15 protein-coding genes are annotated in these 18467 nt (G+C 59.4%); 6 read left to right on the forward strand and 9 right to left on the reverse strand.

Annotation, left to right across the window (positions count from 1 at the left end; all coding sequences use genetic code 11):
- Window positions 1-3036 carry a DEAD/DEAH box helicase gene (locus L8V22_RS05070; RefSeq protein WP_238801059.1) on the reverse strand — a complete coding sequence of 1012 codons (3036 nt, stop codon included), beginning with the start codon at window positions 3034-3036 and terminating at the stop codon, window positions 1-3.
- 167 nt (window positions 3037-3203) lie between these two features.
- Here L8V22_RS05070 and putP point away from each other — a divergent pair, with 167 nt between their 5' ends.
- The 3 genes from putP to L8V22_RS05085 are packed head-to-tail and all read left to right on the forward strand — an operon-like array spanning window position 3204 to window position 5879.
- Window positions 3204-4769 carry a sodium/proline symporter PutP gene (putP, locus tag L8V22_RS05075; RefSeq protein WP_238801060.1) on the forward strand — a complete coding sequence of 522 codons (1566 nt, stop codon included), beginning with the start codon at window positions 3204-3206 and terminating at the stop codon, window positions 4767-4769.
- 37 nt (window positions 4770-4806) lie between these two features.
- Window positions 4807-5385 (forward strand): HNH endonuclease family protein, encoded by a 579-nt coding sequence (locus L8V22_RS05080; RefSeq protein ID WP_238801061.1) that lies wholly within the window; start codon window positions 4807-4809, stop codon window positions 5383-5385.
- Window positions 5386-5429: 44 nt separating this feature from the next.
- Entirely contained in the window at window positions 5430-5879 is a 450-nt protein-coding gene (locus L8V22_RS05085) for a DUF2269 domain-containing protein (protein WP_238801062.1), read from the forward strand.
- 20 nt (window positions 5880-5899) lie between these two features.
- Here the strand turns inward: L8V22_RS05085 and L8V22_RS05090 are convergent, their stop codons facing one another.
- Window positions 5900-7045, reverse strand: a complete 1146-nt coding sequence (locus L8V22_RS05090; protein ID WP_238801063.1) for an HNH endonuclease signature motif containing protein — start codon at window positions 7043-7045, stop codon at window positions 5900-5902.
- 227 nt (window positions 7046-7272) lie between these two features.
- Window positions 7273-9132, reverse strand: coding sequence for a DEAD/DEAH box helicase (locus L8V22_RS05095; RefSeq protein ID WP_238801064.1), 1860 nt, complete (start codon window positions 9130-9132; stop codon window positions 7273-7275).
- A 654-nt stretch (window positions 9133-9786) separates the two neighbouring features.
- Between L8V22_RS05095 and L8V22_RS05100 the strand changes: the two genes are divergently transcribed.
- Window positions 9787-10119, forward strand: coding sequence for a hypothetical protein (locus L8V22_RS05100; RefSeq protein WP_238801065.1), 333 nt, complete (start codon window positions 9787-9789; stop codon window positions 10117-10119).
- Here the strand turns inward: L8V22_RS05100 and hutI are convergent.
- Together hutI and L8V22_RS05110 are read right to left on the reverse strand one after the other, a co-directional pair.
- On the reverse strand, window positions 10116-11285 hold the full coding sequence (hutI, locus tag L8V22_RS05105) for an imidazolonepropionase (RefSeq protein WP_238801066.1): 1170 nt from the start codon (window positions 11283-11285) through the stop codon (window positions 10116-10118). The genes L8V22_RS05100 and hutI overlap by 4 nt on opposite strands.
- The gene (locus tag L8V22_RS05110) at window positions 11286-12962 is read right to left on the reverse strand and encodes a urocanate hydratase (RefSeq protein ID WP_238801067.1); all 1677 of its coding nucleotides are present in this window, start codon (window positions 12960-12962) and stop codon (window positions 11286-11288) included.
- 186 nt (window positions 12963-13148) lie between these two features.
- On the opposite strand from L8V22_RS05110, the gene L8V22_RS05115 reads away from it, so the two are divergent.
- A complete protein-coding gene (locus L8V22_RS05115) occupies window positions 13149-13934 on the forward strand; it encodes an SGNH/GDSL hydrolase family protein (protein ID WP_238801068.1) in 786 nt (261 codons plus the stop codon).
- Here L8V22_RS05115 and L8V22_RS05120 read toward each other — a convergent pair.
- The 3 genes from L8V22_RS05120 to L8V22_RS05130 form a co-directional block, all read right to left on the reverse strand.
- Window positions 13917-14579 (reverse strand): flavin reductase family protein, encoded by a 663-nt coding sequence (locus tag L8V22_RS05120; RefSeq protein ID WP_238801069.1) that lies wholly within the window; start codon window positions 14577-14579, stop codon window positions 13917-13919. The genes L8V22_RS05115 and L8V22_RS05120 overlap by 18 nt on opposite strands.
- A gap of 1 nt (window position 14580) precedes the next feature.
- Window positions 14581-16134 (reverse strand): histidine ammonia-lyase, encoded by a 1554-nt coding sequence (gene hutH, locus L8V22_RS05125; RefSeq protein WP_238801070.1) that lies wholly within the window; start codon window positions 16132-16134, stop codon window positions 14581-14583.
- A gap of 75 nt (window positions 16135-16209) precedes the next feature.
- Entirely contained in the window at window positions 16210-16917 is a 708-nt protein-coding gene (locus L8V22_RS05130; protein ID WP_238801089.1) for an IclR family transcriptional regulator, read from the reverse strand.
- A gap of 98 nt (window positions 16918-17015) precedes the next feature.
- Here L8V22_RS05130 and hutG point away from each other — a divergent pair, with 98 nt between their 5' ends.
- Complete coding sequence (gene hutG / locus L8V22_RS05135; RefSeq protein ID WP_238801071.1) at window positions 17016-17948, forward strand: formimidoylglutamase; 933 nt, start codon at window positions 17016-17018, stop codon at window positions 17946-17948.
- A gap of 227 nt (window positions 17949-18175) precedes the next feature.
- Here hutG and L8V22_RS05140 read toward each other — a convergent pair whose 3' ends face one another.
- Window positions 18176-18457: a hypothetical protein gene (locus tag L8V22_RS05140; RefSeq protein ID WP_238801072.1), complete on the reverse strand. Its 282-nt coding sequence runs from the start codon at window positions 18455-18457 to the stop codon at window positions 18176-18178.
- Window positions 18458-18467: the final 10 nt, after the last annotated feature.

The raw sequence follows: 18467 nt of genomic DNA on the forward strand, positions 1-18467 counted from the left end.
TTACTCCCTCCCCCGGTAGCTCATGAGTGCGGCCAGCTGATCTGGGTCTAGCTCGGTGAGCCAGCCCTCGCCCTCGCCCACGACGGCGCCGGCCAGCTGCGTCTTACCGTCCAAAATGTCCTGGATAGATTCTTCCAGCGTACCCGCGGTGATCATCTTATATACCTGCACATTGCGGCGCTGGCCGATGCGGAAGGCGCGGTCCGTCGCCTGGTTTTCCACCGCCGGGTTCCACCAGCGGTCCATGTGGACGACGATGGAGGCGGCCGTCAGGTTCAGGCCAGTACCGCCGGCCTTGAGCGAAAGGATCATCGCCGGCGGACCGTCCTCGGACTGGAAGTCTTCCACCATCTGGTCGCGCTTATTTTTGCTCACCCCGCCGTGGAGGAAGGGGATCTCGCGGCCGAGCTGATCGCTTAGGTAAGGCTGCAGGATATCGCCAAAGGCCTTGTACTGGGTAAAGACCAAGAGACGCTCGCCGGATTCGGTAGCCTCGTCCACGATGCGCATGAGTTCTTTGACCTTGCCGGAGCGATGCTTGCCCTTGAGCGTCACCGGGGAGCTATCGCCCAAATAATGCGCAGGGTGATTGCAAATCTGCTTAATACGGGTGAGCGAGGACAGCACCAGCCCGCGCTTATTCATTCCCGTAGCTTCCTGCAGGTCTTTTTTCACCTGGTTGACCAGTGCCTTATACAGGGCAGCTTGCTCGGTGGTCATGGACACGGTAAGGATTTGCTCGGATTTTTCTGGCAGATCATCGATAATATTTGGATCCGTCTTCACGCGGCGAAGGATAAATGGCGCGGTGAGCTGACGCAGGCGTTCAGACATCTCTTCGTCATCATTGCGCTCGATGGCCTTGGCAAAGTGATTGCGGAAGAACGAAGCGGAGCCCAATACTCCAGGATTACAAAAGTCCAAGATGGAGCGCATCTCTGAGAGGCGATTTTCCACTGGGGTACCGGTCAGCGCCACGCGGTGTTCCGAAGGCAGCGAGCGCACGGCCTTAGACGAGCGCGTCGCGGAGTTCTTGATGGCCTGGGCCTCGTCCAGCACAACGCGCTGCCAGCCTACCTCGCCCATGTCCTTAAAATCGCGGCCCACGGTGCCATATGTGGTGATAACCAAGTCGCATCCGGCGGATGCTTGGGCAAACTGCTCGCCCCGCGGGCGGCTTGGACCATGCTGCACCATGACCTTGAAGTCCGGGACGAAGCGCTGCGCCTCGCGCGCCCAGTTCCCTACCACGGAGGTTGGCGCCACGACGAGCGTGGGGCCGGTCTGCTCACCGCGCTCCTTTTCTACCGCGAGAAGGGACAGTAGTTGGAGGGTTTTGCCGAGCCCCATGTCGTCGGCAAGCACGGCGCCTATGCCATTGCGGGACATCCAATACAGCCAGTCGACGCCGCGGCGCTGGTACTCGCGCAGCTCCGCATGGACAGTTTTGGGAATGTCCACGCGCTCTGGTGCGACCTTGTCCACCCCGCCGAGCAGGGCCGTATGCCAGGTGCTACCGGTAAACTCAATCGGCTCTTGGGTCATTGACTCGAGCGCGAGTTCGCGCAGTTCGGCCACGGTAACCTGCTCGTGTTCTTCGCCGCCCGCGTTGAACTCTTGGCGGCGCCGCTCCACGTCCGCCAGCAAGGCTTCCCACCCGGGCTCGCCAAGTTGCTTGGCCATCTCCGCGGTGGCGGCTAGCTGCTCTAGCTCCTTCTTTTTGCGCGCTAGCGACTTCTCCCGCAGCGCATCCATGTAGCCGGAGACCTGGGAGACAACCTGCTTATCGGCCATGACCCACTTGCCGCGCAATTGGATAAGACCGGACTTGGAATTGACCAAGTCCTCCATCTCTTCTTCGGTCAACTCCACATCGCCCACAGACATGCGCCAGTTATAGTCCACCAACTTATTCATGCCGATGTGCTTTTTAGTGGCGGCTTCGGCCGGATCGCGGGCCTCGCGGGTTTCTAGCTTGGCCTTGGTCTCCATCTGCGCCCAGGCCTTGGGCAGCATGACGGTCACGCCACTGGCCTTGAGCTTGTCCACCTCGTGCGTAACAAAATGGGTAAGTTGGTGGGTTTCTAGGTAGACATCCCAGTCGCCGTCGCCAGGCTGCGGCAGCTGTGCGGTTTCCCCCAGCGTGGGCGCGATGCGCACGGCCTTGCGGTGGGCTTCCCGCAGCTTTTCGACGCTCGCCCTATCCAGACTCTGCGCTGACACCGGCCGCGGAGCATCCGTGCCCGAGCGAACCCGCACGCGCACCGGCCACTTGGCCGCATCCGGGTCATCTTCTGCCGGTTCTTCCACGATGTAGACCAATTGGAGTTCCACCTCGTAGAGGGAATTCTTCCACTCATTAAGCCCGCGCAAAAGCTGCGCGCGTCCACGCCGGATCGGCCGCGTATCGAGCAGGGCGCGCGCAAACTCGTGCCAGGGCATCGGCCGCGGTGCTTCCGCCACGGGCCGCAGCTCACGAAACGCGATCCAGTGCGTGAGTTCATCGGCCATGTCATCCGACAGCGCCCGATTATTAACGTGCAAGATGCCGGGCGCGGCCGCCATCATCTCTGCAAGCCACCCGCGCTCTCCCAAGCCGGAGGCCAGCTGCCACATGGGGAACCACTCATTAGCTTGGTAGGCCAACCGGAACGTCACGCGCCCGGCGCGCACGAATTTACACAGGCCACTGTAGGCATGCAGTAGCCACTGGAGGTCAGGGGCGATGGTAGCCGGCGGCTTATGATTCAGGTGTTCCATCTGGGCGAGCGCCGCGACGGCCTCTTCTGGGCCGAACATCGCCATCGGCACCATCAAAGAGACGTCCTTGCCCTTCGGCGTACGCAGCGATACTCGCGCCCGGTTGCGGAAAGATTTCTTCCCCAGAATGGACTCGACTGCTGGCGGGAAGGTGCCTTCGGGAACGGCATTGGGCATGACAATCTTGTGCCCTTCTACCTGTTCAATCCATAGACCAAGCCCCGTAACGGGGAGCCACAGTCCATGCACGAGGTAAGAAGCCATAACCGCCAGCATAGCAGCCCTGCCAATTTTGTTACACGCTCGTTATGTTCGCCCCTTTTCCCAGTTGAACGATAGAAAATCCAAACAGAGATCTGCGCCACACCTGTAATTTCGCTTGGGTTAACCTTGTGACCCCGTTAACGTGGATATGTCCTACATATCACTACAAGGAGTAAAACGTGCAAGATTCAACTTGGTACGTCATTGCGATGATCGTGTATCTCCTCGCAATGGCAGCCATTGGCTACTGGAGCTACAAACAAACCGACCAATATGACGATTATGTTTTAGGCGGCCGTGGCCTGCACCCATTCGTAGCGGCTCTTTCCGCTGGCGCATCCGATATGTCCGGCTGGCTGCTCATGGGCCTGCCCGGCGCCCTATTCCTCTCCGGCATGTCCGAGCTGTGGATGGCCATCGGCCTGATCGTCGGCGCCTGGGCTAACTGGAAGTGGGTCGCACCGCGCCTGCGTTCTTACTCGGAAATCGCGGCCAATTCCATTACCGTGCCGTCCTTCTTTGAAAACCGCTTGCACGATAAGTCCCGCTTGCTGCGCATCATCTCCGCAGCCATCATCATCTTCTTCTTTACCTTCTACGTCTCCTCCGGCATGGTTTCCGGTGGCCGCTACTTCGAGTCCACCTTCGGTGGCGACTACCTCACCGGTATGCTCGTCATCGCTGCGGTGACCATTTTCTACACCTTCGTCGGCGGCTTTTTGGCGGTGTCTTATACGGACGTCGTCCAGGGCGTGCTCATGTTCGTCGCCCTCATGATCGTGCCAATCATGGCTATTGTTTCTCTCAGCGATCCATCTTCGATCTTCTCGTTTGCCGCCAATAATCCTTATGGAACCGATGGTGTAGTGGAAAATGACAGCTACTTCTCCATGTTCGCAGGCGTATCCGCCGGCGTTATCATCGGCAACCTGGCCTGGGGCTTGGGCTATTTTGGCCAGCCGCACATTGTGGTCCGCTTCATGGCGCTGCGTAAGCCTTCCGACGCCCGCCAAGGCCGCTTCTATGGCGTCACCTGGATGGGCCTATCCGTCATCGGCGCTATCTTCGTCGCACTCTCTGGCACCGTTTACTTCACCCAGACCGGCCACAGCATCACCGACCAAGAAAACTTCGAAACCATCTTCCTGGACATGGCTCAGGCCATGATGCATCCCCTGCCCGCTGGCTTCGTCCTGACCGCGGTTCTAGCCGCCATCATGTCCACCATGTCTTCCCAGATGCTCGTCGTCTCTACTTCCCTCATCGAGGACCTCTTCCTCATCTTTGCTAAGAAGAAGCCAAGCGAGCAGGTCCTCATCAACCTCTCGCGCACCGCAATCGTCGCCATCGCGGTCATTGCTGCCCTCTTGGCGATCAACCCATCTGACTCCATCCTTGGCCTTGTCGGCTTTGCGTGGGCAGGCTTCGGTTCCGCCTTCGGCCCCATCATCTTGCTGTCCCTGTACTGGAAGCGCTTCAACGCCACCGGCGCGATTGCCGGCATGCTCACCGGTGCCATCGTGGCCATCGGCTGGGGCATGTCTCCGCTTTCCGACACCCTCTACGAGATGGTTCCTGGCTTCTTCCTGGCCCTCATCGTGGCCGTCATCGTAACCAAACTCACCAAGCAGCCAGCACCAGAAGTTGTTTCCGAGTTTGAAGAGGCCACCAAGCTGGCCAAACTCGTAGAAAAGGGCTCCAGCCTCGACTTCGAGGAGGCCGCGGAAAAGGTCACCGATAAATAATCGGAACCATCACGGGCTCCGCGCAGTCCAATAGGACATGAAGTCCTATTACCTGGCCGCGCTATCATGCGTCACCGTCCTTATCGGTGCATGGTATGCGTGGCCTTTTCCGCGTTTTGACCTCGCCATGCTCCCCTCCCGGCCCGAAGCCGCCGGCTACAACCGCGATGATTTCGGCATTTGGCAACCTCATGGGGCCTGTACCACCCGCGAGGTCATTCTGGAAAGCCAGTCAAGCGATCCCCTTCAGGGGTGCCACCCCCACAGTGGGACAATCTATGACCCTTATAGTGGCACCACCATTCCTGCCACCTCACCCATTGAGATCGACCACATCTTTCCCCTCTCCGCGGCCTATGACATGGGGGCTTCCGAGTGGGACCGCGAAACTAAAGTGCGCTTTGGCAACGATCCCCTCAATCTTGTAGCCACCAGCCGCAAGCTCAATCAAGAAAAGTCGGATGCCCTTCCTGCCGAATGGCTTCCACCGGCCAATCGCTGCGAATATTCTCGCCGCCTCGCAGACATCGCCCGCAAGTACTCGCTTCCGCTCCCCTCCGCGGATGTGCGAGCCATGCAAAGGCAATGTCGGATAGCCCTACTCACCGGAAATTGATTAGGGTAATTGTGGCAACTTTCCGCGATTGAAGGGTTCTTTCAATGACTACTTTCCTTGTATTCCTCCACGTGGCCGCAGCTGTTCTCTTAATCGGTCCAGTCTGCGTATCTACCTCCAGCTTCCAGACTCAGATGGCAAAGGTAGCACAAGGTGAGCACGCAGCACTAGGCTCCGCCCGCGTTCTGCATAACATCACCAATACCTACGGCTACATCTCCGCTATCGTGCCTATCCTCGGACTCGGCGTATTTCTCTCCGATATCAGCGCCTACAAGTCCCAGGTAAACTTCCACATCGCCATCCTGGTTGCCATCATCGCGTGGTGCTTGCTCTTCTTCGTCATCATTCCTAAGCAGAAGAAGGCAATGGCCTCCCTTGAGTCCAACGAAACCTTCGACTACGCGGCGGCAAAGAAGCCGCTGTCCGCGTTCGGTGGCGTATTTAACCTCCTATGGATCATTTGCTTGATCCTGATGTACGTGAACTTCTAATTGGTCTTCCAGAAGGCCATCTACTCTTCCGGGACAGCTTCTTCGCTGTCCCGTTTCTCGTTTTCCAGCTCTTCTTTCAATCTCTGTGCACCTTCGTGCGCATTGTGCCGACGCCGCTGTGTCGCCTGCGCCACCGTCTGCGCCCACCTCCGATTTTTCGCTGCGAGTGGCCCGCTAGCTTCGTCATAGACCCACGTGGAATCTTCAAAGAGCCAAACTATGTCCCCACTAATCGGATCCTTTATATAAAACGCCCGCCCATCAGTCTTGATGTTGTGGTGATGTTGGCATAGGCACGAAAGATTTGCCGCCGCTGTAGGCCCTCCATCTGCAAAGTCGTGTCGATGATCCATCTGGGAAGCCATCGCCGGTCGTGTGCAGCCGGGCCATCGGCAGGTTCCATCGAGGCCCTCCACAAAGGCACGGATATGGGGCGGCGTTACGTAGTTTCCGCTTTCATCCTGTGCTGCCTTTTCCATATCGCGGACGGTTGTCGCCCGTGATTGCATGTCGTCGGCAACCTCTGGCGAGACCCAACCCAAACTTTGGACGAAGGCTGGCGCATCAGGAAGATCGCAGCGATACATATTGAGCACTACCTTCGCCTTGGCTTCAGCCTCGCCGGTAAGCAAGGCAACTGCCGCTTGGGCCAAGGAAATGTCCTTCTCCGTAGCCACGCTGCGGATATTTCGATCAATGATTTCGGCGGTTTCTAGGCCCACGTCGAGACATACTGCGGCCCACTCCCCGCCTGTGGGCTCGAGGTTATAGGACTCCTTACGGCGTGGATCGCGCGCGGCGATAGTGGGGTCGAGGCGGACAATAAGCTCCCGCAACTTGCGCCGCAGGTTGCGATGGGAAGGCAATTTCTGGTTGGGGCGTTTGGGGGTGAGGTAGGCGGTTAATTCGGCGTCGATAAGCTGTCGTTGTTCGGCGTCAATCTCCCCTAGCTTGGAGAGGGTCTGGTCGATAGTTATTAAGCGATCTAAATCTAAGTGGTAAAGCTCTTCTTGCCGCGCTTCAAGGTGTGGTAGCTCCTTTAAGCGCTCAAAGGCGAAGATAATATTTCGAATTCGAGACTGCCGCGTACCGGTAAGGTCCGACAGAGATTGGCTAATGAGTTCGATATCCTCATCCGGATCTGGATGCAGATGCCTCCATAACAAGTATTCGGACTTGCGTATGGTTGTAGCTGCTCGTGAGGTTGAATTTTGTGGATTGGTATTGGCAAAGTAGGGCGCATTCATAGACTTCCCCCGCAGAAGTTTCCCTAGAACATATTTGCGTTTTAGTATACAAAATCGCCCCGACACGCTACCCCCGTTTATAGTAAAACTGCTGGTCACGGGGCACGAAAAAATGGGCCTCCGAAGAGGCCCATTGAATCGAAAAGTTAGTCGCGCCAGCGTCCACCGCGCTTGCGTCCGCTGCCGTGGTCACGGCGTGGCGGGCGGCCGGTGTCCTTTTGAATGTTGATTAGCTGGCCGGAAATGCGGGTATCCTTCAGCCGGTCCAGAACTGCCGGATCAAGGTTCTTTGGCAGGTCAACCAAGGTATGCCCCACAGCGATGGTGATGCGACCAAAGTCCTTGGCGGACAAGCCACCCTCATTGGCAATGGCACCCACGATGGCTCCTGGGCGCACATTTTGCCGCTTGCCGACGTCCAGTCGGTACGTCTCAAAGTCACCATCCGGCCGCTTAGGTCCACGGCCCTTGCCGCCGCCCTTGAAGTCGCGGTCGCGCTTGCGATCGTCACGACGGTCTCGCTTCGGCTTCGGAAGTGGTTTGTCTTCCATTAGGAAGTTCTTGCCGCCTTGCAACATGACGGCGAGGGCAGCGGCGATGTCGTCCATGGCCGCGTTGTTGTCCTCGGAGTACTTGCGTACCAAGGAGCGGAAGAAGTCCGCCTGCTTATTGTCCATGGAGTTGCTAATGGACTGCGCAAACTTTTCCTTACGCTTCTCATTGACCTCGTCAACAGACGGCAGATCCATCTCTTCCAATCGGGCGTTGGTCACGCGCTCGATGGAACGCAGCATGCGCCGCTCGCGGGGAGTGACGAATAGGATGGCTTCGCCGGATCTGCCAGCACGGCCGGTACGGCCGATGCGGTGAACATAAGACTCGGTATCGTTCGGGATATCGAAGTTGACCACATGGGTAATGCGCTCGACATCCAGGCCGCGGGCGGCGACGTCGGTAGCCACGAGGATGTCTAGGCGGCCGTCCTTAAGCTGATCGACGGTACGCTCGCGCTGCGCCTGCGCGATATCACCATTGATGGCGGCGGCGCTGAAACCGCGGTCACGCAGGGTTTCGGCTACCTCCTCGGTCTCGTGCTTGGTGCGGCAAAAGACGATGATGGCGTCATAATTAATGACCTCAAGGATGCGGGTGAAGGCATCCATCTTCGCGCGATGCGGGATGAGGAGGAAGCGCTGCGTGATGTTGTCATTAGTGCGGCGCTCCGACTTCACCGTGACCTCGGCAGGGTTGTCGAGGTAGCGCTTAGAAAGGCGCCGAATAGCGTTCGGCATGGTGGCCGAGAAAAGCGCCACCTGCTTGCGATCCGGGGTATCCTCCAAGATCCGCTCAACGTCTTCCTGGAAGCCCATGTTCAGCATCTCATCGGCCTCATCAAGGACGAGGAACTGTAGCTGAGACAGGTCCAGCGAGCCCTTTTCCAAGTGGTCGATGACACGACCCGGGGTACCCACGATGACCTGTGCACCGCGGCGCAGACCGGATAGCTGAATGCCGTAGGCTTGGCCGCCATAGATAGGCAGCACCTCGACGCCCTTGAGGGTTTCAGCAAAAGACTGGAAGGAGTCCGCTACCTGCAGGGCCAGCTCACGGGTTGGCGCGAGCACAAGTGCCTGTGGGTGACGGGCCTTGGCGTCAATTTGCGACAATACAGGCAGCGCGAAGGCAGCGGTTTTGCCGGTACCGGTCTGGGCGAGGCCGACTACGTCGCGGCCTTCCATCAAGATCGGGATGGTTTCTTCTTGAATGGGGGACGGCTTGGTAAAGCCTACTTTCGCAACGGCTTCCAGAATCTTGTCTGGCAGGCCAAGATGCGCGAACCCCTGGGAGTTGTCGTTGGCCGAGTCCTGAGACTCAGCGCCGGTGTCCTCAGAAGTATTCGCAGCCCTGGTGTCCTTGGTGGCACCTTGCGAGTTGTCCTGAGATTCCGACTTATTAAAATCTTCCGGCTCGTTGACGCCGCCGGTGACGTTATCGGTAATGCTCATTGCTTTACCAACCCTACGCGATTGCAGCTCCAAACTCCATTGCGCAGCTCCTAGGCCTTTAAAACCCAGATTTCCTGCAATGCTCGAGGCAGTTCGAAAATACTGACACGTGGTGTCAGGTGGCTCTTTTAATGTGCGGTTCATGACTCATCTACGCCCACGATTCCTCGACGACCAAGCACGTATCCGCGCCAAGAGAAAGTTCCTATCCAGGGTTCAGCACGGAACTAGACCCTCCGGTAGACCTTTATTTGTCCTCTCTGTCTACGGGCCTGATCTATCCCACTAGGCGCAGTCGCAGGCCGCGGCATGGAGAGTTTGTACATATAACAGACCGGCGTTTTCACCTAAACCTCATCTTTCGCATAGCTGCGGTGGAGGATAACTTTGATTTTTATGTGGTGGAGTTAGAACCAGTGCGCTTCCACCGCACGGAATACGCGGCACGTCCTAAACTCCTTACCGTCGGCAGCGTGGTAGATAACGAAACAACCACCTATTTTCCGTGGAGTTTGATTTCGTACCTCGTGGCAAGTTTGTGACTTTTAGCGCCATAGATAAGCCCAAGATAGGCCAGCTTTACTCCTGTTTTACTTCACGGCCTCGCCACCCTCTATACCTGCGCATAGAGTCCACGGAGGACAAAACGGGCTGGTGCGTGCCCAAGTAAGCGAGGTCTACAGCGACTTTGAACACGGAGAGAGAAAAGGTCCGCGAAAGGGCTACGGACCCGACGACCTCCCCTACCGGCCCCCGGCTAGCACCCGCAATGACGTAGAGGTAGAGCTGGAGCGCTTCCGTCGCCTCTATGCCCCAGAGTCATGGACTGTTAACAGTCCTCAAGACGAAGAAACCCTCTTTATGGTGGAAGATCCGGATGGTTCACGCGCGGTATTTATTGGCAAGAAGGACGCGTTGCTGCATACGACAAAAGAAAAAGGCCGCCGGCTATATCAGATAGCGGCGACCTTTCTAGAGGAGCGCTAGGCTCCGGCGATAAAGGTGCGATAACTCAGCGGCATGCCTGGGCGGTAGGCCAGATGTACGGCGCTGGGGGCGTCGAGCACGTGCAGGTCGGCGGCAGCACCTTCCACGATGGTGCCCTTGGCGGGGCGACCTTGTGGATCGAGACCATTGCCCACGTTGTGGCGGCGCAGGGCGGTCGCACCGCCGGTGGTCGCAGCATGGATAGCCTCGTCGACGGAAAGGTACTGCTGAAGGACCGCGGTGGTCACGCAGTAGTTCATCGAGGAGGTATAGGACGTGCCGGGGTTGAGGTTGGAGGCGATGGCGAGGGTTGCGCCGGCGTCGAGAAGCTTGCGGCCTGGGGCGAGCGGCTCGCGGGTGGACAGATCGCAAGCCGGCAGCATCGTGGCCACGGTATCGGAATTGGCCAACAGCTCTACGTCCTCGTCGCTCAAATGATTGACGTGGTCTACTGAGGCGGCACCCAATTCCACGGCTAGAGCCACGCCCGGGCCCTCGCCCAGCTGGTTGCCATGCACGCGCAGACCAAGGCCCAGCTTCTTACCGGCTTCCAGTACGCGCCGGGATTGCTCCTCGTTGAAGGCGCCGCGCTCGCAAAAGACATCAATCCACTGCACGTAGGGAGCAACGCCCTCGAGCATGGGTCCAACCACTTCGTCGAGGTAGTCTTCCGCATCTGCCCCTGGCGGCACCAAGTGGGCGCCGAGGAACGTCACGTCATCTACGTGGCGGGAAGCGACCTTAGCGGCCTCTACCTCGGACTCGGTGTTGAGGCCGTAACCCGTCTTGGTCTCGAAGGTGGTGGTGCCTCCGCGGCGGCCGGCGGCCACGCGATCTGCCACCAACTTCTCCAGCCGGTCGGTGCCAGCCTGGCGGGTGGCGTCCATGGTGACGGCGATGCCGCCTGCTTCGTAGGAGCCGCCGGAGATGCGGGCCTCAAATTCGGCGGAGCGGTCGCCATCAAAGACCATGTGGGTGTGCGAATCTACCCAGCCGGGCAGGACCGCGCGGCCACCTAGATCCACCTTCTCATCGGCGGCCGGTGCCTCAGCGGCCGGGCCTATCCAGGAGATGGTGCCGGATTCGGCTACTAGGGCGGCGTCGTTAAGCGTGCCACGCTCGCTGACCGTACGGAGTTCTGAAATGCCGGTAAAAAGTGTGCTCATCTAGTCCCTTGCCTTGAATTCCATCGGAATACGGACGCCGCGCTCATCGGCGACCTCCTTTGCGCGAGTGTAGCCGGAATCGACGTGGCGGATAACGCCCATGCCCGGGTCGTTGGTAAGCACCGCACGCAACTTGGCTGCGGCGAGCTCGGTGCCATCCGCAACGGTAACCTGGCCTGCGTGAATGGAGCGGCCCATGCCCACGCCACCGCCGTGGTGCAGAGATACCCAAGTAGCACCGGAAGAAACTGCCGTCATGGCGTTGAGCAGCGGCCAGTCAGCTACAGCGTCAGTGCCATCGAGCATGGCCTCGGTCTCGCGGTATGGGGAGGCCACGGAGCCGGAGTCCAGGTGGTCGCGGCCGATGACGATGGGGGCCTTAATCTTGCCCTCGCGCACCAAGTCGTTGAAGAGCAGGCCGGCCTTGTGGCGCTCGTTATAGCCCAGCCAGCAAATGCGTGCCGGCAGGCCCTCGAATTCGACGTACTCTTCGGCGGCATCGAGCCAGTTGTGCAGGTGCTCGTTGTCTGGGAAAAGTTCCTTGAGCGCTTGGTCGGTAACCTTGATGTCCTCCGGGTCACCGGAAAGGGCGGCCCAGCGGAACGGGCCGAGGCCCTCGCAGAAGAGCGGGCGGATATAGGCCGGGACGAAGCCTGGGAACTCGAAAGCGCGCTGGTAGCCGGCCTTACGGGCCTCATCACGAATGGAGTTGCCATAGTCAAAGACCTCGGCGCCTTCATCCTGGAATTCGACCATAGCCTGGACCTGGGCAGCCATGGACTCGCGGGCTTTCTTGGTAAAGGTGGTCGGATCTGCCTTGGCCTCGTTATGCCAGTCCTCCATGGTGATTTCAGAAGGCAGGTAGGACAAAGGATCGTGGGCCGAGGTCTGGTCGGTGACGATGTCCACGGTAAATTCCCCGGCGCGCTGGCGGCGCAGAACCTCCGGGAATACCTCGGCGGCGTTGCCTACCAGGCCTACGGACAGCGGCTTCTTGTTTTCCTTAGCGTCGAGGACCAGCTTGAGCGCCTCATCGAGGTCGGTGACAACCTCGTCCAGGTAACGCTTGTGCTGGCGGCGCTTGAGGCGGGTCTCGTCCACATCCACGATGAGGCAGGCGCCGCCATTGAGGGTCACAGAAAGCGGCTGTGCGCCGCCCATACCGCCGCAACCGCCGGTCAGAGTGAAGGTGCCGGCCAGGCTGCCATTGAAGCGCTTTTTAGCCACTGCCGCGAAGGTCTCAAAGGTGCCCTGCAGGATGCCCTGGGTAGCGATGTAGATCCAGGAGCCGGCCGTCATCTGGCCGTACATCATGAGGCCCTCGTCCTCGAGCTTGCGGAAGTGTTCCCAGTTAGCCCAGTCTCCCACCAGGTTAGAGTTAGCGATGAGCACGCGCGGCGCCCACTCGTTGGTCTTCCAGATGCCCACCGGCTTGCCGGACTGCACCAGTAGAGTCTCATCAGATTCGAGGTCCTTGAGGGATTCTACGATGGCGTCAAAGGCCTCCCAGCTGCGCGCTGCACGGCCGGTGCCACCATAGACCACGAGGTCTTCGGGGCGCTCAGCAACCTCGGGGTCGAGGTTATTCATGAGCATGCGCAGGGGTGCTTCGGTCTGCCAGGACTTAGCGGACAGTTCGGTTCCGCGTGGTGCGCGTACTTCGCGTGGTTGAGACATGGCTTCCTTTCGTCGTGCTTTTCGACGCCCTCACAAGCCCCTAGGCCGGTGTCCCGGGGCTGTCCCCGAGGACTTGTTCAGCGTCACATGTCATAAAGTACTGTGACGCAGCTCTGTGTACCATGCCACATGCACCCTAACTGTCTCGTATATGAGACACAGGCAGGATGATCTACGATGGCCTGCATGCGCCGGTTTATCTCCCTCTTTTCCGTGGCCCTCCTCGCCGCTTGTTCCACCCCCGCCGAGGAGCCACAGCCACCCCACTATGTCGCGCTGGGAGATTCCTATGCGGCCATGGGCTCGACCACACTGCCACTGGATCCGCCCAATACCTGCGTGCGCGCACAGGATTCCTACCCCGAGCTGGCGGCCAAGGAAATGGGCGCGGAGCTTAGCAATGTAGCCTGCCAGGGCGCTAGTACCCTCGACGTACTCTCCTCTGCCGGCGAACACCCCGCCCAGGTTGACGCCTTGCGGGAGGACACCGACCTGGTGAGCCTGTCCATCGGCGGCAATGACGCCAGCTTCGTACGCCTTACCCAGTGCGCCACAGACGATATCTGCCAGGCAGAATCCGGTGCGCAAATAGACCTAGAAATTCGCGATCTACCCCGCCGACTAGACAAGGTCTACGAGGAGATCCACCGCCGCTCCCCTGACGCGAAAGTCCTAGCTACCGGTTATCTTCCGCTCATTAAGCCCGGCGAGACCTGCCCCTACATAGAAAAAATCCCGGCCAGTGACCGGGAATGGTTGGCAGGCTCCATCGAGCGCATCAATCAGGCGGTGCGCGAGGCCGCCGAGCGCAACGGGGCTAGCTACGTGCTTGCCGACGCCGCCCTAGACCACACCGCCTGCTCCCCCTCCCCGTGGGTGGATTTCACGGGCCAGGAAACCAATTCCTTTCCCATGCACCCCACCCACGCGGGCCAACAGGCCATGGCCGAGGCGCTACGCGCTGCCCTCTAGCCCGGCACGTGCGGCGTCATCGGAGCCCGGAACGCGCATCTCGAATTTTTCAGTGACCACGGTGTAGTCAAAGTAGCCCATGCGCGCGATGGGCTTAATTTTGAGGATGTCGAGTTTGCCCTGAGCATCAATAACGGATTCATCTATATGAATGGTTTTCACGTCCGCCACCACGAGATCGATACTGCCCACCTTGGAATTGCCGGGCACGCGCAGCGTGGTTTTGTACTGGCACTCGAACTTCACCGGGGATTCTTTCACCATGGGAATGCGGTGATTGTCCGCATACTCCTTAGTAACGGAAAGGCGATCCCATTCGCTTTCGCCGTAGGCGAGCACTTGGGCAGATTTATTGACTTCCTCGCGCAGATCATAGGTGGCCATATTCCACACAAACCAGCCGGTTTCCTCCGCATTTAGCACCGTGTCCTTGCGGCGACCATCCGGGTACTGATTGGCCGAAAACATCACCATGGGTGGGTCGAAAGTGAGGTTTTGCCACTGGCTATAGGGCGCGATGTTTTCGCGGCCCTCACCGTCCACGCTAGAGAGCCATCCAATGGGGCGCGGCACCGTGCTGGCTTTAAAAGGGGAAAACGGCAAGGGGTTGGGCTCAGATTGTGGGTGCCAAGAGATGGTCGACATATTAATCACGCAGCTTTCCAGTAGCATTCTCGACGGCTTCGACAAGCGAGCCCTCCTTGACCAGGCGCACCGTCTCTTCGATTTCCGGGGACAGATAGCGGTCCACACCTGGACCCTTGACGGTCTCGCGCAGCTTGGCGATCACCGCGCCGGTTCCCTTAGCCGGGGCGCCCTCGCGCATATCGATGGCGCGGGCGGCGGTGAGGATTTCTACGGCAAGCACGCGCTGCAAGCCGTCAACGGCCTTGCGCAGCTTGCGCGCGGCGGACCAGCCCATGGATACATGGTCTTCCTGCATAGCCGAAGAAGGGATGGAATCGGCCGAGGAAGGGCTGGCTAGGCGCTTCATTTCGCTCACGATGCCGGCCTGGGCATACTGGGCAATCATGTGGCCGGAGTCAACACCGGGGTCGTCGGCAAGAAAGGCATTGAGACCACGGTTGCGCGCCGGGTCCAGGAAGCGGTCGGTGCGGCGCTCCGAAATGGAGGCCAGGTCCGCAGTGACAATGGCCAGGAAATCAAGCGCATAGGCCACTGGCGCGCCATGGAAGTTGCCGTTGGAGACCACGCGACCATCCTTGGCCACCACCGGGTTATCCACCGCGGCAGCCAGCTCCCGCTCAGCCACCTGGGCGGTATGCGCCAGAGTATCGCGGAATCCCCCGGCAACCTGCGGGGCGCAGCGCACGGAGTAGGCATCCTGCACTTGGTTCTTCTTGAACTCCTCGAGCGCGGCCTCCAGGATCTCAGAGCCCTCGGCCACCTGGAGGATATTGGCCGCAGCATCGGCCTGTCCCGGATGTGGGCGCAGCTGCTGCAGGTCATCTGCAAAGACCACGAGGGTACCCAGCAGGCCTTCCACGGTCATGGCGGTGGCAATATCGGCGGTCTTTGCGGCCGCGCGCAGGTCAGTAATGGCCAAGCAAAGCTGGCCAAGCATGCCATCGGTGCCGTTGATAAGAGCTAGGCCTTCCTTTTCCCGTAGCTGCAGCGGCTCGATACCGGCTGCGGCCAAGGCTTCGCCTGCCTCCTGCAGCTCGCCGTTCACGCGTACCTCGCCCTCACCCAACAGCGCCAGTGCGCAGTGCGCTAGCGGCGCCAAATCACCGGAGCAGCCCAACGAACCGTACTCGCGCACCACCGGCACAATCCCGGCGTTCAAGGCCTTGGCGTAGGTTTCTACCACTACGGGACGCACGCCGGTGCGGCCGGTACACAGGGTAGACAGGCGCAGCAACATAAGCGCACGGATGACTTCTTCTTCCACCTCTGGACCAGTACCCGCAGCGTGCGAGCGCACAAGGGAAAGCTGCAACTGGGCACGCATCTCCTCCGGAATATGGCGTCGCGCCAGCGCGCCAAAGCCGGTGGAAATGCCATAGACCGGGGTGGGGTCCTGAGCCAATTCTTCTACGCGCTCGCGGGTGGCGGCCACCTCTTCGAACGCCTCAGGCGCAATCTCGACCTTCGCCCCATAGCGGGCAACGGCAACAACGTCCTCAATGCTAAGGGCGCCAACGTTCACGGTCACGGTGGACGGGTAGGCGTTAGGCATGGCAAATCTCCTTGAATAGGATCAATAGTTGAAAATGTGTCGCGCGACAGCCCAACGCGATAGATGTATGCTACATCACTTTTTTCGGTTACGGTATATTTTCCCCGCCACCTTGTCCGATACCTCTTGCAAAGCCCGAATGGCAGTATCTACTTTGTCATCCGGAGTACCCACCGGATACGTCACCGCAGCCGCAGCTGCTGGTCGGTCCAAGTGATCCAGGATGGGCACCGCCACAGAGGCCTGACCGCGGGTAATTTCTTCAACCTCCTGGTCCCACCCGCGTGTAGCCACTAAGCGCAAGCGCTCTTTCAATGCAGCAAAGCCGGAACCTCCCGCGGTATCAAAGGCAGCGCGCACCTCCGCATCAGGCAGATGCGCCAGCATCACGCGGCCGGACGCCGTCTTTTGCGCCTGCAGTCGCACGCCCACCTCGGTCACCAAGGAGGTAGCCCCCGCCGCACGCACTTCTTGCAGATACAAAATTTCCGATCCAGCCATACGTGACAGGTGCCCCGATCCACCCACCAGCGCCGCACACTGCTCCAAGTCCCGAGTGGCCATGCGCACCAAGGGCTGCTGCGTTACGTAGGCCGAAGCCATGGAATAAGCGGCCAGACCCAGGCCATACGTCTTATGCTCCGGCAAATGGGCTACAAAACCAGCATCAACCATCTCCGCCAGCAGGTGGTATGTAGACGAGCGCGGCAGGTTGAGCTCACCTTGTATGCGGGCGGCAGATATAGGGACGTCGATAGTAGACAAAAGCTTGAGGATCTCCATCGCGTGACGCGCCGCTGGGACTCTGTTGGTACTCACGCTTAGTGATTGTAGGCAGAGTTTCCTGCCACCTGCCGCGGTTTTACCTAACATCGAAAACCATGAACACTGAAAAAGCTGAACTTTTCACCCCCGCCCCCGAATGGTCCGGCCGCTCCGATGGACCAGGACCAGAGCACGCGCGCTGGCATAGCGTTATCAATCAATCCACCGACTCCCCCGCTCCGGTAACCCTCCTGGGCTTTGCCTCCGATGAGGGCGTGCTGCGCAATGGCGGACGCCAGGGGGCAGCCGCAGGCCCTGCCGCGCTGCGTTCCGCGCTTGGCTCCTTGGCGGTGCACCATGAGCATGCGCTTGCCGACGCCGGCACGATCACCACCCAGGCCGACGACCTCGACGGCGCCCACGATGCTCTTTCCGATAAGGTGCAGGAACTTGTCGAGGCCGGCACCCTCCCCATCATCCTCGGCGGCGGGCACGAGACTGCCTTTGGCTCCCACCGTGGCCTCTACCGCGCGGTAGGCGCCACCAAGATCATCAATCTGGACGCCCACTTCGATTTGCGCCGCGCGGACCAAGCCACCTCCGGCACCCCGTTCAAGCAGATTTCGGAGCTCACCGATGACTTCGATTACACAGTGTTGGGAATCTCTCGGCCCAATAACACCGCGGTGCTTTTCGACGAGGCAAAGGGCCTAAACGTCGCCATCACCCTGGACGATGAGCTAGTGAACCTCACCCCAGCCGAGTGCGCTGAGCTAGCCGCAAAGGCTACCGAGGGCAAGGACAAGGTCCACCTGTCCATCGACCTCGATGTCCTGCCGGCATCGACCGCGCCGGGCGTATCTGCCCCAGCTTCCCTGGGCGTGAGCTACGAGCGCATCCGCGCCATGGCTGTAGCCATCGCGCAGACCGGCAAGCTGGCCTTGGTGGACGTCGTCGAGCTTAACCCCACCTTTGACATTGATAACCGCACTGCCAAGGCAGCGGCGCGGCTTATCGATGACATCGTCACGGCACACCTCACCAGCTAGACGCCAACGGCGTTGGGGTTTAGCTGGACCGTGCGGTTTAGCGGGTAGCTTTCTTACTCATCCAACGTTGGACTCCCCACCACATAGCGGGAGTAAAGGCCACGGCGATGAGCCAATATACAAGCCAAAAGCTACCCGCTAAGCCAGTCACCGCAATGCCTATGAGCAGCAAAATCGCTGCGCCAACACTTGCGAGGACACATTGTGTGAAACTGCGCTGGTCAGCTTTAGGCCCTTTGCGAGTGCTGGCGCCAGAAACTTTCTGGTCTACGAATCCAGACAACCGAGAAAGCAATATAAAAGGCCGCAAAGCCGTGCATAAACTCGGCCGTACCGCCTTGACTCAGGCTCACATAGAAAAATACTAAAAGCAGCAGGTCGATAATTGGGGTCGCGGCCATAAGTATCAAACCGAGTTTGCGCAGGTTAAACACGTAGCGCAAAAGGCTGCCAGCCACTAAGCAAAGCCAAAAAGCTACCTCAGCTGCGATAGTGGCTATAAGCATCATTGCCCTCCAG

The organism is Corynebacterium yonathiae (assembly GCF_027570195.1).
Taxonomy (GTDB): domain Bacteria; phylum Actinomycetota; class Actinomycetes; order Mycobacteriales; family Mycobacteriaceae; genus Corynebacterium; species Corynebacterium yonathiae.

Excerpts from the sequence above, each read along its gene's own strand:
- L8V22_RS05070 (WP_238801059.1), bottom strand. The coding sequence starts at position 3,036 with ATGCTGGCGGTTATGGCTTCTTACCTCGTGCATGGACTGTGGCTCCCC.
- L8V22_RS05080 (WP_238801061.1), top strand. The coding sequence starts at position 4,807 with ATGAAGTCCTATTACCTGGCCGCGCTATCATGCGTCACCGTCCTTATC.
- L8V22_RS05085 (WP_238801062.1), top strand. The coding sequence starts at position 5,430 with ATGACTACTTTCCTTGTATTCCTCCACGTGGCCGCAGCTGTTCTCTTA.
- L8V22_RS05095 (WP_238801064.1), bottom strand. The coding sequence starts at position 9,132 with ATGAGCATTACCGATAACGTCACCGGCGGCGTCAACGAGCCGGAAGAT.
- hutI (WP_238801066.1), bottom strand. The coding sequence starts at position 11,285 with ATGAGCACACTTTTTACCGGCATTTCAGAACTCCGTACGGTCAGCGAG.
- L8V22_RS05110 (WP_238801067.1), bottom strand. The coding sequence starts at position 12,962 with ATGTCTCAACCACGCGAAGTACGCGCACCACGCGGAACCGAACTGTCC.
- L8V22_RS05115 (WP_238801068.1), top strand. The coding sequence starts at position 13,149 with ATGCGCCGGTTTATCTCCCTCTTTTCCGTGGCCCTCCTCGCCGCTTGT.
- L8V22_RS05120 (WP_238801069.1), bottom strand. The coding sequence starts at position 14,579 with ATGTCGACCATCTCTTGGCACCCACAATCTGAGCCCAACCCCTTGCCG.
- hutH (WP_238801070.1), bottom strand. The coding sequence starts at position 16,134 with ATGCCTAACGCCTACCCGTCCACCGTGACCGTGAACGTTGGCGCCCTT.
- L8V22_RS05130 (WP_238801089.1), bottom strand. The coding sequence starts at position 16,917 with ATGGAGATCCTCAAGCTTTTGTCTACTATCGACGTCCCTATATCTGCC.
- hutG (WP_238801071.1), top strand. The coding sequence starts at position 17,016 with ATGAACACTGAAAAAGCTGAACTTTTCACCCCCGCCCCCGAATGGTCC.
- L8V22_RS05140 (WP_238801072.1), bottom strand. The coding sequence starts at position 18,457 with ATGATGCTTATAGCCACTATCGCAGCTGAGGTAGCTTTTTGGCTTTGC.